The organism is Streptomyces durmitorensis (assembly GCF_023498005.1).
GTDB classification, from domain to species: domain Bacteria; phylum Actinomycetota; class Actinomycetes; order Streptomycetales; family Streptomycetaceae; genus Streptomyces; species Streptomyces durmitorensis.
On record NZ_CP097289.1, the window covers coordinates 9,198,827 to 9,215,025 of the forward strand.

11 protein-coding genes are annotated in these 16,199 nt (G+C 71.6%); 9 read left to right on the plus strand and 2 right to left on the minus strand.

Annotated features, from left to right (window positions below):
* Nucleotides 1–323 precede the first annotated feature (323 nt).
* The 4 genes from M4V62_RS40675 (at nucleotide 324) to M4V62_RS40690 (ending at nucleotide 7,864) form a co-directional block, all read left to right on the plus strand.
* Nucleotides 324–2,666 (plus strand): collagenase, encoded by a 2,343-nt coding sequence (locus M4V62_RS40675; RefSeq protein ID WP_249592218.1) that lies wholly within the window; start codon nucleotides 324–326, stop codon nucleotides 2,664–2,666.
* Between the two features lie 171 nt (nucleotides 2,667–2,837).
* Nucleotides 2,838–3,734 (plus strand): bis(hydroxyethyl) terephthalate hydrolase, encoded by an 897-nt coding sequence (gene bdeA, locus M4V62_RS40680; RefSeq protein WP_249592219.1) that lies wholly within the window; start codon nucleotides 2,838–2,840, stop codon nucleotides 3,732–3,734.
* A 183-nt stretch (nucleotides 3,735–3,917) separates the two neighbouring features.
* Nucleotides 3,918–6,527 carry a helix-turn-helix transcriptional regulator gene (locus tag M4V62_RS40685; protein ID WP_249592220.1) on the plus strand — a complete coding sequence of 870 codons (2,610 nt, stop codon included), beginning with the start codon at nucleotides 3,918–3,920 and terminating at the stop codon, nucleotides 6,525–6,527.
* 74 nt (nucleotides 6,528–6,601) lie between these two features.
* Nucleotides 6,602–7,864, plus strand: coding sequence for a PucR family transcriptional regulator (locus M4V62_RS40690; protein ID WP_249592221.1), 1,263 nt, complete (start codon nucleotides 6,602–6,604; stop codon nucleotides 7,862–7,864).
* A 65-nt stretch (nucleotides 7,865–7,929) separates the two neighbouring features.
* Here M4V62_RS40690 and M4V62_RS40695 read toward each other — a convergent pair whose 3' ends face one another.
* The gene (locus tag M4V62_RS40695) at nucleotides 7,930–9,384 is read right to left on the minus strand and encodes a glyceraldehyde-3-phosphate dehydrogenase (protein WP_249592222.1); all 1,455 of its coding nucleotides are present in this window, start codon (nucleotides 9,382–9,384) and stop codon (nucleotides 7,930–7,932) included.
* Nucleotides 9,385–9,498: 114 nt separating this feature from the next.
* Entirely contained in the window at nucleotides 9,499–10,467 is a 969-nt protein-coding gene (locus tag M4V62_RS40700; protein ID WP_249592223.1) for an SMP-30/gluconolactonase/LRE family protein, read from the minus strand.
* 399 nt (nucleotides 10,468–10,866) lie between these two features.
* Between M4V62_RS40700 and M4V62_RS40705 the strand changes: the two genes are divergently transcribed.
* The 5 genes from M4V62_RS40705 to M4V62_RS40725 all read left to right on the plus strand — a co-directional run bounded on the left by M4V62_RS40705 (nucleotide 10,867) and on the right by M4V62_RS40725 (nucleotide 16,196).
* Complete coding sequence (locus tag M4V62_RS40705) at nucleotides 10,867–12,231, plus strand: FAD-dependent oxidoreductase (protein ID WP_249592224.1); 1,365 nt, start codon at nucleotides 10,867–10,869, stop codon at nucleotides 12,229–12,231.
* Between the two features lie 178 nt (nucleotides 12,232–12,409).
* A complete protein-coding gene (locus M4V62_RS40710) occupies nucleotides 12,410–13,153 on the plus strand; it encodes a class I SAM-dependent methyltransferase (RefSeq protein WP_249592225.1) in 744 nt (247 codons plus the stop codon).
* Nucleotides 13,154–13,356: 203 nt separating this feature from the next.
* Nucleotides 13,357–14,376, plus strand: a complete 1,020-nt coding sequence (locus M4V62_RS40715) for a FecCD family ABC transporter permease (RefSeq protein WP_425575175.1) — start codon at nucleotides 13,357–13,359, stop codon at nucleotides 14,374–14,376.
* A complete protein-coding gene (locus M4V62_RS40720; protein ID WP_249592227.1) occupies nucleotides 14,377–15,192 on the plus strand; it encodes an ABC transporter ATP-binding protein in 816 nt (271 codons plus the stop codon).
* Complete coding sequence (locus M4V62_RS40725) at nucleotides 15,189–16,196, plus strand: ABC transporter substrate-binding protein (RefSeq protein ID WP_249592228.1); 1,008 nt, start codon at nucleotides 15,189–15,191, stop codon at nucleotides 16,194–16,196. Before M4V62_RS40720 ends, M4V62_RS40725 begins: the two co-directional genes overlap by 4 nt.
* Nucleotides 16,197–16,199 lie beyond the last annotated feature (3 nt).

Genomic DNA, 16,199 nt, shown 5'->3' on the forward strand with positions numbered 1-16,199 from the left:
CGCAGGTCGTGGCCCGCGCGCCCGCCCCGAGTGGTTCACCAGCGTACAAGGTCACGTTGTTCCATCCCCGGCGTCCGGTGTGCCTGAGTGGAGCGCACGAGCTGGGTGAACGGGCGGGTGCCGCAGGGGACTTGGGACGCATCCCGGTGCCTGAGGGGTTGTCAGTACCATTTCACATTACTACGTTACGCATCACATGGCGCAGGCCCTCCCTCCTCAAGTGCCGCTGAACGCATGGCAGTTGATGTCGGAGGTCCCGGAAGTGCCTTCGCGCCATCACGCACGCACTGCTTGCCTCACCTCCCACACACCAGGAGCCTGTCGTGCACCAACCCAGAACCCTGCGCAGATCCGTGGTCGCCGCGGCGATATCCGTGACGCTGTGCGCCACTGCCGCGCCGATCGCCGGCGCGGACGCCGCCACTCCCGACCCGCGCCCGGCCGCCGCCTCACCCGCCGCGTCGGGACCCGAGGCGCCGAGCCCGTCCGACCGGGTCGACCGCCGAGGCAGCGCGCCGAAGTCCGCCACCTGGAAGCTTCCGGCCCCGGGCGCGCTCACCGACGGCCGTGTGCCCGGCCCGCGTACGAAGAAGGCGAAGGCCACGGCCGACGTGCCCCGCGCCACCGTCGGCAAGAAGTCGGTGCCGTGCACCCTCGACGGCGTCACCGGCCTGTCGCCCGCGCAGTTCGTCGACTTCCTCGCCGACCCGGCCGTGACCGCCGACGGCTGTCTGCGCGGACTCGTCTGGACCTGGGACCAGCGCCTCGCCCCGGTCATGTCGCGCGCACACATCCAGGCCGTCTCCCGGCGCGCCACCCAGCTCGCCGCATCCCATGACGGCACCAACGGCAGTCACCTGCTGGAGATGTTCACGTACCTGCACGCGGTCTCCTACCAGGCCTTCTCGCACGACGAGGTCGACATCGGCGACCCGGCGACCCTGGCCGCCATGCGCGGGGCCGTGGACGCCTTCGGGACGGCCGCCCGCGCCTTCGACGTCACGCGCTCCAACGCCGAGACACTCCGTGAGGCACTGACTGCGGCCAGCGCGACAGGGCTGCGCCAGCATCAACTTCCGCTCGTCAAGCGGGTCCTGGCGACGATGGACGCCGCCCACCCCGACACCGCCCAGGACGCTTCCTGGGGCGGCGCCGCCCTCTCGGCACTCAGCCTGAACTACCTCGGCGTCTACCCCGGCAACCAGGACGCCGCCTTCCGTGCCGCGGTGGCGGCCGACGCTTCCTATCGCGCCGCCTTCAAGGTGTTCGGCGGGTACGTCCACCTCAAGGGCAGGACCAACGCCTGGGTGGTGCGCGACGCGGTGAGCGAGTACGGCCGGTTCGGCCAGATCGACGCCCTGCGTGCCGAGATCGTCGCCGGGCTCGGCCCGCTCCTCGACACCACCGCCCGTAACTTCGGTGACGGCAGCGCGCCGTGGGCGAAGGTCGTCACCTGGCTCATCGAGTTCGACGCCTGCAAGCCGTACAAGGTGTGCAGGGACGACATCGAGCGCCGCCTCTTCCCGCAGACCTACGCGTACGACGAGGGAGGAATGAAGGTCCGCACCGCCCTCGACCGCGACACCGTCGACCAGCTCTACTACGCGAGCAAGCAGGTCAAGGCCCAGTTCCACCGCGTCGTCGGCACCCAGGAGCCGCTCGGCGGCGACCCCAACACCACCCTGAACACCGTCCTGTACGCCTCGCGCGCCGACTACGAGAACTTCCACCCGCTCCTGACCGGCATGGGCACCGACAACGGCGGGGTCTACATCGAGAGGGGAGCGACCTTCTACACCTACCAGCGGCGCGTGCCCCAGGACTCCTCGCTGACGCTCGAGGAGCTGTTCCGTCACGAGTACACGCACTACCTCAACGGCCGCTGGGCGGTGCCCGGATTCTTCGGTGAGGGGCCGTGGTACGAGGGCGACCGGACGACCGCGATGGACGAGGGCACCGCGGAGTTCTTCGACGGCGCCACGCGCGACGACGGCATCAAGGTCCGCAAGTCGCTGATCCAGGGCATCATCGACGACACCGCGAACGGCGGCCCGCGCATGAGCGTGGACCAGCTGCTGCACGCCACCTACGACGGGGACGGCTTCCGCTTCTACGACTACGCGGGCGCGTTCTTCGAGTTCCTGTGGACCGAACGACCCGCGCTGATCAAGGAGATGTACCGCCACCTGCGCTCAGACGACCCGGGAGCCTTCGACGCCTGGCGCGACCGCCTCGGCCGTGACACCGGGCTCCAGAGCGCCTACGACGCCTTCCTCGACAAGCAGATCGCGCACGTCGACGACCTGTTCGTCCCCGACACCCAGTACGTCCCCGTCGGGCAGCTGCGCGACAGCACGGCCGACCAGGTCCGCACCTCGTTCACCGCGACGACCGGCATCACGCCCGACTGCCGCTCCACCAGTGCCCCCGCGCGCCCGCGGTTCGTGTGCACCGGACGGATCACCGCGAACCTCGGCGACGCGGCCGACCCGGACCTCGTCTTCAAGGACATGTCCGAGACCGTCGACGCCTTCATCCTCGACCGGGCGGCGGGCGGCGACAACAACCTCACCGACATGAACTGCGCCTTCGGAGAGGTGGACATCTGGACCGACGGGCGCGCCGGTACAGCGGACTACTCCTGCGAGGGTCCCCTGCGCGGCTGAGGGTCCCCTGAGCGGCTGACGCGGCCCACGTTCCCGCGACACCGGTGATTTCGCCGATGTCGACACCCTGTCAGTACCGCCACGGTGGGGACCGCCAACGAATACGGCGGTCTCCACCGGGGCGTATCTCCTTCCTCCCGCGTGGTCCGCCACGATCGAGAGGACCCCTCCGTGCGCCTGCACGTCTTCTCCCGCCCCGTGGTGCGGGCCGCTCTGGCCGCCGCGGTCGCCACCGCAGGACTCCTGGGCACCGGCCTCGCGCCCGGCGCCCAGGCCGCCGCCGACAATCCCTACGAACGCGGCCCCGAACCGTCCGTCTCCAGCATCGAGGCCTCGCGCGGCTCCTACGCCGTCTCGCAGACCAACGTCTCGTCGCTGAGCGTGTCCGGCTTCGGCGGCGGCACCGTCTACTACCCGACGTCCACCGCCGACGGCACCTTCGGCGCGGTCGTCATCTCCCCGGGCTTCACCGCCTACCAGTCGAGCATCGCCTGGCTGGGCCCGCGGCTCGCCTCGCAGGGCTTCGTGGTCTTCACCATCGACACCCTCACCACGCTCGACCAGCCCTCCAGCCGGGGGCGCCAACTCCTCTCCGCCCTTGACTACTTGACCAAGACGAGCTCGGTGCGGAGCCGGATCGACGCCTCCCGGCTCGGCGTGATGGGGCACTCCATGGGCGGCGGAGGAACCCTGGAAGCCGCCAAGAGCCGTACCTCGCTGAAGGCGGCGATCCCGCTGACCGGCTGGAACACCGACACGACCTGGCCCGAGCTGCGGACCCCGACGCTCGTCGTCGGCGCCGACGGCGACACCGTAGCCCCTGTCGCGAGCCACTCCGAGCCGTTCTACCGGTCGCTGCCCAGCTCCCTGGACAAGGCGTACCTGGAGCTCAACGGCGCCACCCACTTCACACCGAACTCGTCCAACACGACGATCGCGAAGTACAGCATTTCCTGGCTGAAGCGGTTCATCGACAACGACACCCGCTACGAGCAGTTCCTCTGCCCGCTGCCGCAGCCGAGCCTGACGATCGAGGAGTACCGGGGCAACTGCCCACACACCTCCTGATCCTGACGACCCGTCATGGGGGCCCGTCGTCCGTCGCCGGTCAGCCGGCGGCGGACGACGTGTGTCGTCCCGGGGCCCCGGCATTGTGCCCGCGCACACCCGGAAGCGGCGACCGTTGGGGGCGTGCCCAGCCGTGCGGACGCGGGGCTTCCGGGCCGTGTTACGCGAAAGTAACGTGCGGGCGTGACCCCTTCGACGACCGTACCCGGCACGCTCAGGCCCCCCGAGCTCCACGGCCGCCGCGAGGAAATCGCCGCCGTGGACGCCCTGGTGGGGCGATTACGGACCGGGCGGGGCGGCGTGCTCGTCCTGACCGCGCCGCCGGGCCTCGGCCGCACCGCGCTCGTGGAGCACGCGCGGGACACCTGCGCGCCAGGCATCCCGTCGGTCCAGCTGACCGTGCCGACGGCGCTGCCGCGGCAGGGCCCGCTGCTCGTCTGCGTCGACGACGCGCACACCTGGCCCTCGGCAGCCAGGTCCGCCCTCTTGGCGGACCTGCGCCTCCTGCCCGCCGAGAGACCCGTGGCCGTACTGCTCACCCTCGCCGAACACCGTGCAGGGTCAGGTGAGTTGAGCGGACTGGCCACTCTGCACCTGGGGCCACTCGACGACAGCGCGGCCGCCGCGCTGCTCGACCGGCTCACCTGCGGCTCGGCGGACCCGGTCGTCGCCGCCTGGCTGATCCGCGAGGCCGCGGGCAATCCGCGCCTGCTCCGCGCGCTCGTCGCGGCCCTCACCCCCGGCCAACTGGCCGGACGTACCCCGCTGCCCGACCCCCTGCCCGGCGGAGAAGATCTCCTCGACGACTACGCCGCCCGCATCGCCGTACTGCCCGCCGACGCCCGCGCCCTGCTGCTGCTCGCCGCCGCGGCCGGTGAGCACGAACCCGACGGTGCGGGCGCGGACCTCGCCCTGCTGGTGCGGGCCGGCGCCGCCCCCTCGGGACTCGCACCCGCCGAAGCCGCAGGCGTGGTCGTCGGAGCGGGCGGGCGCGTCCACTTCACCCACCCGCTCCTGCGCCGAGCCGTGCTGCGCCGTGCCCCGCTCGCCCGCCGCAGAGCCGCCCACGCCCGCCTCGCCGCCGTCTGCCGCGACCCCCTCTCCTGCCTGGTCCAACTGGCCTGCGCGGCAGGGGATCACGACGCCCCGCTCGCCGGAGCCCTCGCCGCGGCGGCGACCGAACCGCGCCCGCACGCCGAGCGTTCCGCCGCCCTGGCCCGCGCCGCCGCGCTCACCGCCGACACGACGCTGCGCACCGACCGGCTCGCCGCCGCGGCGGAAGCGTCCCGGCTCGCAGGCGACCCCGTGCGGGCCCGCGCCCTGCTGGCCCGCACCGCAGGCGCCCCCGCCCACGGAGGCGTCCACCGGGTGCGCGGACTGCTGTCCCTCGCCGACGGTCCCGCCGCCGACGCCCGGGAGGAGCTGCTGACCGCCGCCCTGCTGCTCCCGCCCGAACCGGCCCGCCACGCACTGATCGGCGCGGCGGAGGCGGCCTGGGCGATGGGCGACGCGGCGGCCTACCGTGAGGCCATGGCGCGCGTCCCCGCCTGCGCGGACGACCCGCCCCTGGAGGCGTACCGCGCCGGGATGTGCGCGGTCCTCGCGGGCCGCACCGCCGAGGGCCACGCCCAGCTGCGCCGCTGCCTGGAGGACCTGCCCGCCACGAGCGACCCGGCCGGGCTGCTGCGGGCCGGAGCCGCGGCCCTGGTCGTCGGCGAGGTCGAGACCGCCTGCGGGGCGGGCGCCCGAGCGCTCGCTGCCGTACGCGCCTATGGCCCCGAGGTCCTGCTGCCGCGTGCCCTGGAGCACCTGGCCTACGGAGAGCTGCGCGCGGGCCGCCACACCAGGGCGCGGGCGCACGCCCTCGAAGGACTCAGGGCCGCGCACCGCATCGGGCAGCCCAACGTCGCGGTCTCGCTGCACGCCGTCCTCGCCCTCGCGGCGTCCGTGGAGGGCGACGCGGACGCCTGCGCGGCGCACGCGGCAGCCGCGGCGGCGGGCGCGGGACCGCACGGTCTCACCCAGGCCGCCACGCTCGCCGTCTGGGCGGTCGCCCGGGCGGACCTCGCCGCGGGGCGCCCGGGGGACGCGGCGGCCCGGCTCGCCCCACTGGTCGCCCCGGGGCCGCGGCGCGGGCACTTCGCCGTGCGGATGCTGGCCGTCCCCTGCTTCGTGGAAGCGGCCGTCCAGGCGGGGCGCACGGCAGAGGCCCGCAGCGCCACGGCGGAGTTCGCCCGCTGGGCCGATGTCACTGTCGACGGCCTGGCCCCGGCCCAACTGGCACGCTGCCGCGCCCTGTTGGCTCCACCGCAGCAGACGGCCGCGGCGTACGAGAGCGCACTGGCGCTCCACGACCGTTCGCCGGGCGAGTTCGAACGGGCCCGTACGCAGCTCCTGTTCGGCCAGTGGCTGCGCCGCAGGCGCCGTACCCGCGAGGCGCGCGATCCGCTGCGGGACGCCCTCGTCGGCTTCGAGCGGTGCGGCGCGCGCGCCTGGGCGGACCGCAGCCGCGGTGAACTGCGCGCCGCGGGCGAGGCGGTGGCGGGGGAGCCGGGGCCGGGGCCCCTCGCGGTACTGACCCCGCAGCAGCAGCGCATCGCCCGGCACGTGGCGGAGGGGGCCACCAACCGGGAGGTGGCGGTGCGGCTCTCGGTGAGCCACCGCACCGTCGACCACCACCTGCGCAATGTCTTCGCCGCGCTGGGCGTACGCTCCCGCGTCGAGCTCTCGCGGCTGCTCGCGGGTGACGGCGGGTTGCCGGACCGTGATGAGGAGATTGCCGCACACCTCTAGGTACCGACTGGGCGGTATGCCATTCTTCGGGCGTCGGAAGATCCGGCAGTGCGCACACTCCCCGTGGAGGCCCCATGCCACACGTCCTGCGGTCACGGGTCGGGACCCTGCACGAAGTGCCCGCCATCACGCCCCTCGCACCCGGAGCGCGCTCCCTCCTCGACGCCGATGCCGTCGCCGTGCTGCACCGGGCCGCCCGCGCCCTGCTGCGAGACCTGGCCGCGATGACCGACCGGCTCGTCGCCGAGCTGGGCGAGCAGGAGCCCGTCTACCGGGCGGACATCGAGACCCGCCCCACCGAGGTGTGGCAGGAGGTGCACCGCTCGCTGCGGCACAGCGTCACCTCGCTCCTCCAGCCGGGGGAGACCAGGGAGGCCGCCCACCGCACCTCCATGCAGATCGCCGGGGCGCGCGCCGAACGGGGCCTGCCGCTCGACGCGCTGCTGCACGCCTTCCGGCTCGGCGGGGCGATGGTGTGGCAGGGCCTGGTCGACGAGGTCTCGCGCGGCAACCCCGACGACATGGGGCTGCTCATCCATGTCGCCACGGACGTATGGAACTTCGTCGACGAGCACTGCGGTGTCGTCGCCGACGCCTACCGCCGCACCGAGCGCCGCATGGCCTGGCAGCACGAGAACCGGCTGCGGCTGCTCACCGCGGGCCTCCTCGACGGAAGCGCCCGCCTCACCGACCTGCCCACCGCCGCCGACGTCCTGGGGCTGCCCGAGGACGGGTGGTACGCCGTGCTCGCCGTGGCGGGCGAGGACACCCGCGTCACCCTGCCGACAGCAACACGGACGCTGCGCCACTGTGCTCCCGGAGTCCAGTACGCCCTGGTCCTGCTCGGCGACGCCGAAGGCGACCCGGCGGCCGAGGTGTCCGCGCTCGGCGCCGGTCTCTCCCTGCCGCCCGGAGCCCGTGCGGGGATCGGCTCACCCGTGGAGGGCCTTGCCGCCGTCCCCTACGCCCGCCGCCTCGCCGACACGGCACTGCGCGCCTGCCCCCGCAGCGGCGGCACGGTGCTCCTGGACGAACGTCTGCCCGACGCCCTCGTCGTCTCGTCGCCCGAGCTGGCCGAGGCGCTCGCCGAGCGGGTCCTTGGCCCGCTGCGCTCCCTCGACCCCGCCGACCGGGACCTGCTGCTCGACACGCTCGTCGTCTGGCTGGAGAGCGACGGCTCCGCGCAGCGCGCCGGCGCCCGCCTCTACTGCCACCGCAACACGGTCCTCAACCGGCTGCGCCGCGTCGAGCAGCTGACCGGGCGCAGCCTCACCCGGGTCGGCGACCTCGTGGAGTTCTCGCTCGCCCTGGGGGCCCGCAGGCTGCTCGGCGACTGACCTGCAACGTCGGTGGGGCGGCAAGGGAATCCCTTGCCGCCCCACCGCGGGGTCGTGCCGCCGTATCAGGCCACCGGCACCGGGTACGTCGGGTACTCCACCCCGGAGACGTGCTGGACGACGCGGATCACCTGGCACGAGTAGCCGAACTCGTTGTCGTACCAGAGGTAGAGGATCGCGTTGTCGCCGTCGACCTTGGTCGCGCCCGCGTCGACGATCGACGCGTGACGGGAGCCGACGAAGTCCATGGAGACGGCGTCGGGGGCGGTCGTGAAGTCGATCTGTCGCTTCAGCGGCGAGTGCAGCGAGATGTCGCGGAGGTGGTCGAGAACCTCCTCGCGGGTCGTCTCGCGGCCCAGGCGCAGGCTCAGGATGGCGATCGAGACGTCCGGGACGGGGACGCGGATCGAGCTGCCGGTGATCGGCGCCTTCAGGTCGGGCAGCGCCTTGGCGACGGCCGAGGCCGCACCGGTCTCGGTGATCACCATGTTGAGCGGCGCGGAGCGGCCGCGGCGGTCGGCCTTGTGGAAGTTGTCCAGGAGGTTCTGGTCGTTCGTGAACGAGTGGACGGTCTCCACGTGGCCGCGCAGCACGCCGTACTCGTCGTCCATGGCCTTCAGGGGCGGGGCGATCGCGTTCGTGGTGCAGGAGGCGCAGGACAGGATCTGCTCGTCCGGCTTGATCGTGTCGTGGTTGACGCCGTGCACGATGTTCGGGACGTCGCCCTTGCCCGGCGCGGTCAGGACGACCTTGTCGACACCGGGGCGCAGGTGCTTGGAGAGCCCCTCGCGGTCGCGCCACTTGCCGGTGTTGTCGATGAGGATGGCGTCCTTGATGCCGTACGCCGTGTAGTCGACCTCGGAGGGGTCGTTGGCGTAGATCACCTTGATCGCGTTGCCGTTGGCGATGATCGTGCTGGTCGCCTCGTCCACGGTGATCGTGCCCTGGAACTGGCCGTGGATGGAGTCGCGGCGCAGCAGCGAGGCGCGCTTGACCAAGTCCTCGACGTCCCGCCCGCCGCTCTGGCGGACGACGACGGCGCGCAGGCGCAGTCCGTTGCCCGAACCGGCCTTCTCGATGAGCAGGCGGGCGACGAGGCGGCCGATGCGGCCGAAGCCGTAGAGGACGACGTCGCGTCCCTCGCGGCTCTCGATCTTGTTCTCGCCCGTGGCGCCGGCGACGGCCTCGGCGGTGAACTCCGCGACCGACAGGCCGCGGTCGTCGGCCCTGTACGTCTCGGCGAGCAGGCCCACGTCGATCTGCGAAGGGCCGAGATCGAGCGTGGTGAGGGCCTGCAGGATCGGCAGCGTGTCGGTGACGGAGAGTTCCTCACCGGCTATCTGCCGGGCGAATCGGTGGGTCTTCAGGAGGCTGACCACCGACTTGTTCACCAAGGAGCGGCTGTGGAGCAGGACGGTGACGTCCCGCTCCCGGTGCAGCTTCCCGATGATCGGGATCATCGACTCCGCGATCTCCTCGCGGTTCTTCCAGTTGGTGAACGAGTCGTCATTGACAGTCACAGGTTTATCTTTCGAGCTAGGCGGCGCTCATATGCTAACCCGATGCCACTTTTGATCTTGCAATGGGTGCCGCCTGCCCGCGCTCCAGAGCGGATTCATCGCCCGAGAAGGGATTCAGAGGGAAACGGCGACGGCGTTGAAGGTCGTGCCGGGCTCCTGCGGGCTGGTGAAGCGGGCGTTGACGAGGTAGAGGCGATCGCCCCAGCGGGCCGCCGTGGTGGGGATGTCGAAGCGGGGGTCGGTGATCGTGCGGCGCAGGGTGGCGGTGCGGGCCCCGGCGTCGAGTTCGAACACGCTGATCAGGTTCAGGCGGTTCTGTACGACGTAGAGGGTGCGGCCGATGCGCAGGAGGCCGTCGCCGTTGACCACGCTGTCCGCTCCGGCCAGGGTGATCTCGCTGGCGTGCCCGGTCTTGAGGTGTACGCGGTAGAGCTTGCCCGGTGAGCTGCTGACGACGATCAGTCCCCGGCGGTCGGGGGTGTCCACGATGCCGTTGGCGTTGATGACGTCCGGTGTCTGCACCCAGTCGCCGCCGAGCGGCAGCGCGCGCACCGTGCCCTTGCGGCCGCGGGGCACTCCGTAGAGGACGCCGTCGCGCGAGTCGGTGAACCAGGCACGGTCGCCGAGCAGGGTGACGTCGTTGATGAAGTGGCCTGCCGCCTCCGTCAGTTGATACGTGGCCACCAGCCTGCCGCTGCGGGTGTCCAGGACCCGCGCGACTCCGGTGTTCCCGGCGACGTAGAGCAGGCCGTCGTCGTCCAGCTTCAGGCCGACGGCCACCGTGCCGGTGGCTCCCTCGAAGAAGACCTCGCCCCGGCCGGTGCGCAGGTCGGTGCGGTGGATGGCGCCGTTGGCGCGCGAGCCCATGTACGCGTACGGCTTTGTGCCGATGGCGATTCCCTCGGGGAGGAAGCCGTCCGGGAGCGGGAACTCGGTGGGCCATCTGGAGCCCTGCGCTGCGGTGGCGGCGCCTGCCGTTCCGGCGCCGGTCGCCACCGCGAGAGCCGCGACGGTGGCGCCGCCGAGGACGGTGCGACGGGACGGCTGGGGCTGATTGCGGTGATCATGGTGATCGCGGGTCATGGTTCCGGGCCTCCGTGAAGAGCGGGGATGGGAGTCTGCGAACGGGGCGACGCGACAACTCGACACAACGCGACAACGCGACGGACTTGGTGCACTGAGTGCGCTCTGCTCGAAGCGCTGAGCGAGCTCTGCTCGAACTCGGTTGCGAACTCGGTGAGTTGACAACGCGGCGTCGCCTGCGGGAGTTCCCTCACGCCCCGCTCGTATCTCCACGCGCCCCGAAGGGCGGTGACCCCTCGCAGGGCCGCGCGCCCTGCCGGGCACAAGTCAAACCTTGCCTACGTGACCCCATAAGCTGGCCTTATGAGGTCATAGACCCGGCCCGCGTACTAACTTAGGATTGCCTTAGTTTAGGCTTCCCCACGAGCCCCATGTCTTCGCTCGAAGGGAAACCTGATCATGTCTCGCCCTCTGCGGGTAGCCGTTGTCGGAGCCGGTCCGGCCGGCATCTACGCCGCCGACGCGCTGCTGAAATCCGCAGTGGCGGTCGAGCCCGGTGTGTCGATCGACCTCTTTGAGCGGATGCCCGCGCCCTTCGGCCTCATCCGCTACGGCGTCGCCCCCGACCACCCCCGGATCAAGGGCATCGTCACGGCCCTGCATCAGGTCCTCGACAAGCCTCAGATCCGCTTCTTCGGCAATGTCGACTACCCGAACGACATCGACCTCGACGACCTGCGCAGCTTCTACGACGCGGTGATCTTCTCCACCGGCGCCACGGCCGACCGGGCCCTCGACATCCCCGGTATCGAGCTCGACGGCTCGTTCGGCGCCGCGGACTTCGTCTCCTGGTACGACGGGCACCCGGACGTGCCGCGCACCTGGCCGCTCGACGCGGAGAAGGTCGCGGTCCTCGGCGTCGGCAACGTGGCGCTCGACGTGGCTCGCATCCTGGCCAAGACCGCGGAAGAGCTCCTGTCGACCGAGATCCCGCCGAACGTCCACGAGGGCCTCAAGGCCAACAAGGCGCGCGAGGTCCACGTCTTCGGCCGTCGCGGCCCCGCGCAGGCCAAGTTCAGCCCCATGGAGCTGCGGGAGCTCGACCACTCCCCGAACATCGAGGTCATCGTCGACCCCGAGGACATCGACTACGACGACGGCTCGATCGCCACCCGGCGCGGCAACAAGCAGGCCGACATGGTCGCCAAGACCCTCGAGAACTGGGCGATCCGCGACGCGGGCGACCGCCCGCACAAGCTGTTCCTGCACTTCTTCGAGTCGCCGACCGAGATCCTCGGCGAGGACGGCCGGGTCGTCGGCCTGCGCACCGAGCGCACCGCCCTCGACGGCACCGGCAACGTCAAGGGAACCGGCGAGTTCAAGGACTGGGACCTCGGCGCCGTCTACCGCGCCGTGGGCTACCTCTCCGACGAGCTGCCCAAGCTGCCCTGGGACGTCGCGTCGGGCACGGTGCCCGACAAGGGCGGCCGGGTCATCGAGGAGACCGGGGAGCACCTGCAGTCGACGTACGTCACCGGCTGGATCCGCCGCGGCCCCGTCGGCCTGATCGGTCACACCAAGGGCGACGCGAACGAGACGGTGGCCAGCCTCCTGGACGACCACGCGAACGCCCGCCTGCACACGCCCACGGCCCCCGACCCGTCGGCGGTGGAAGCCTTCCTCGGCGAGCGGAACGTCCGCTTCACCACGTGGGAGGGCTGGTACCGCCTCGACGCCGCGGAGAAGGCCCTCGGCGAGGCGGAGGACCGTGAGCGCGTGAAGATCGTCGAGCGCGAGGACATGCTCAAGGCGAGCGGCGCCTAGGCCGCTTGAACACCGAGGACTGAGAAAGCTCCCCCAGAAGTCACACAGCCCGGCTCCCCGCCCGGGAACCAGAAGCCACCCGCAGCCGACCACTGGTGCGCAAGTCCCGTACGCACGCGGCACATCCAGCCGCGTGCGTACGGGCCGGAACAGCCCACTGGAGCGAGGTCGCGGCAGCATGCACTGGTACGAGGACGACGGATTCTGGTCCGACTTCTCCGAGACGATGTTCTCCGAGCAGCGGCGTGCGGAGACAGCCGAGATCGTCGCGCACTCGCCGCTGCTCGGGTTCCCGGCGGGCAGCCGCGTACTTGACCTGTGCTGCGGGCCCGGCCTGTACCTGGTGCCGCTGGCCCGCCGCGGCTACACGGTCACGGGCGTGGACCTCAGCGCGGAGCTCCTGGAGCGAGCCCGCGTCGTGTGCGAGGACGCCGCGGCCGATGTCCGCCTGCTCCGGGCGGACATGCTCACGCACGTCGAGCCGCAGTCGTACGACGCCGTGCTCAACGTCTTCACCTCCTTCGGCTACTTCGACGACGCGCAGGACAACTTCCAGGTGCTGCGCAACGCCCACGACTCGCTGGTGCCGGGCGGGCAGCTGCTGATCGACGTGATGGGCAAAGAAGTGCTCGCCGGCTGGATCGGCCGCCCCCAGATCGTCGAACTCGACGGCGCCTACGTGGTGCAGCGCGATACCGTCCTGGACAGCTGGACCCGGCTGCGGACCGACTGGACGCTCGTACGCGACGGGGTCGCGCGCGAAGCCTCGATCACCTCCTTCCTCTACAGCGCGGCCGAGCTGCGTGCCCTCTTCGAAGACGCCGGCTTCACCGACGTGGAGTGCTTCGGCGGCTTCGACGGCGCGCCCTACGACCACCACTCGCGGCGTCTGATCGTGCGAGGAACCAAGCCCGTGCAGTGACCGGGCAGTTCGTGAATCTCCGGGAACCCGGCGGCGACGCCCGCCGACTACTGGATCGTGCCGCACCCGCGCCGGGGCGGCCGCATCGCTGCGAACTGTCCGATGGGTGAAGGGACTTCATGACCGAGGCCACAACAGGGACCGCCTCCCCGGAGGCAGCCCCCTACGAGCCGACGGCGGGCAAGGCGGGCCGCGGACGGCTCGTGACCACCTTGACGGTGCTCTCCGTGACACTGGTGCTCTCCGTGCTCGCCGGAATCGCCCTCGGCCCGACCGTCGTGCCGCTCGGGGACGTCGTGCGTTTCCTGACTGCCGCTCTCACCGGCGGCAGCATCGGGGCGGACGAGGTGAGCGGCTACTCCATCGTCTGGCACGTGCGCACCCCACGGGTACTGCTCGCCGCCGTGGTCGGGGCGGGGCTCGCGGTCGTCGGCGTCGCCATCCAGGCGCTGGTGCGCAACGCCCTCGCCGACCCGTTCGTCCTCGGCATCTCGTCCGGCGCGTCGGTCGGAGCCACCGCGGTCGTGGTGTTCGGGGTCTTCGCGAGCCTGGGTGTCTTCGCCCTGTCCGCCGCCGCGTTCCTCGGGGCGCTCGGCGCCACCGTTCTGGTGTACCTGGCGGCGCGCGGACCGCTCGGCCTGACGCCGCTGCGTCTCGTCCTCACCGGTGTCGCGCTGGCATACGGGTTCCAGGCGCTGATGAGCGTCCTCGTCTTCCTCTCCCCGAACGGCCAGGCCGCCCGCACGGTCTTGTTCTGGCTCCTCGGCAGTCTCGGCTCGGCGTCCTGGGAGTCGCTGCCCCTCGCGGCAGGCGCCGTCCTGGTGACGGTCGTGGTGCTGCTGCGCCAGAGCCGGTCCCTGGACGTGCTGTCCCTTGGGGACGAGACCGCGGCCAGCCTGGGCGTGGACGCGGAGGCACTGCGGCGCCGCCTCTTCCTCCTCACGGCGGCGGCCACCGGTCTCATCGTCGCGGTCAGCGGCGCGATCGGCTTCGTCGGGCTCGTCCTGCCGCACGTCGTGCGCATCCTGGTGGGCTCGACACACCGCAGGGTCCTTGCCGTCGCGCCGCTCGCCGGTGCCTGCTTCCTGGTCTGGGTCGACCTCGTGGCCCGCACCGCGTTCGCCCCCGAGGAGCTGCCGCTCGGGGTCATCACCGCGCTCATCGGCGTACCGGTGTTCATCGTGCTGATGCGCCGCCGCGGCTATCTGTTCGGAGGGCGCTAGATGACCCTCGTACTGCGGGAGCTCTCGGTCGAGGCCGCGGGGCGCGCCCTGGTCGACCGGCTGAACATCGAGGTGGAGGCAGGGCGGATCGTCGGGGTCGTCGGCCCGAACGGCAGCGGCAAGTCCACCGCACTGCGCTGCGTCTACCGCGCGCTCAAGCCAACTTCGGGAGCCGTGCTCCTGGACGGCACCGACCTGGCGTCGCTCACACTGCGCGACAGCGCCCGGTCGATCGCCGCTCTCACCCAGGAGAGCCACACCGAACTCGACTTCACGGTCGACGAAGTCGTGGCCCTCGGCCGCGCCCCGCACGCGAGCGGCAACCATCCCCTCACCGCACGCGAACGCGCCCTGTGCCGCGAGGCGATGGACCGCCTCGACGTCACCCACCTCGCGGACCGCAGCGTGCTCACCCTCTCCGGCGGCGAGCGGCAGCGCGTACTCGTGGCACGCGCCCTCGTCCAGGAACCCCGCGTCCTGGTCCTGGACGAGCCCACCAACCACCTCGACATCCGCCACCAGGTGGAACTCCTCTCCTTCCTGCGCGGATCGGGCCTCACCGTGCTCACGGCCCTGCACGACCTCAATCTGGCGGCCGCGGCCTGCGACAGCATCGCCGTCCTGAGCTCCGGCTCCCTGGTCACCACGGGCAGCCCGGCACAGGTCCTGAACCCCGAGCTGATCCGCAAGGTGTTCGGCGTCGACGCCACCGTCGTGCACCACCCGCGCACCGGGACGCCCCAACTCGTCTACGACCTCGCCCCCACCGGCACCCCGGCACCCGCCGACGCCCTGGCAGAAGGACCGCACTCATGAACCGACCACCGCTGCCCCGCACCCTGGCAGCCGCCGTGCTGCTCACGACCGGGCTCCTGACCACCGGCTGCGGCGCCGAGGTCGAGCCGACGGCGAAGAACAAGGCGGAGACGGTCACCGTCAACAACTGCGGCAAGGACGTCACGTACACCCGTCCCGAGCGTCCGGTGGCCTACGACGTCAGTGGCGCCGAGAAGATGTTCTCCCTCGGTCTCGCCGACCGGATGCGCGGCTACGTCATGAACAAGCTCGGCGACCCCTCCATCAAGGGCTCGCCCTGGCGCACGGACTACGCCGACGTGGAGCGCCTGGGCACCGAGCGCATCACCCGGGAGATCGTGGTCGACGCCAAGGCCGACTTCGTCCTCGCCGGGTGGAACTCCGGCTTCAGCGAGGAGCGCGGCATCACGCCCGCCCTCCTGGACAAGGTCGGGTCCGCCAGCTATCTGCACACCGAGACATGCTGGGACTACGGCGACAAGAGCGTCGACGTCACGCCCCTTGAGGCGCTCTACACCGACCTGGACAACCTGGGCCGGATCTTCGGCGTGGAGAAGCGGGCCGAGAAGGTCGTCACCGACCTCAAGGGGCGCGTCACCGCCCTGAAGAAGACCTGGCCCGAGAAGGGCGACCCGGCCAAGGTCTTCGTCTACGACTCGGGGACCGACCAGCCCTTCACCGCAGGGCGCCATGCCGCACCGAACGACATCATCAAGGCAGCGGGCGCGACGAACGTCTTCGACGGCCTCGACAAGGGCTGGACGACGGTGGGCTGGGAACCGGTCATCAAGGCGAAGCCCGAGGTCATCGTCATCATCGACTACGCGGACCAGCCCGCCAAGGAGAAGATCGCCTACCTGAAGTCGCTCCCCGGCCTGAAGTCGGTCCCGGCCGTGAAGGAGGGCCGCTTCTTCGTCATGTCCTACGGCGACGCCGTCAGCGGCCCGCGCAACGTCAAGGGCGCCGAGGACCTGGGCGGCTACCTCCGGTCGGTCGGGCGGTGACCC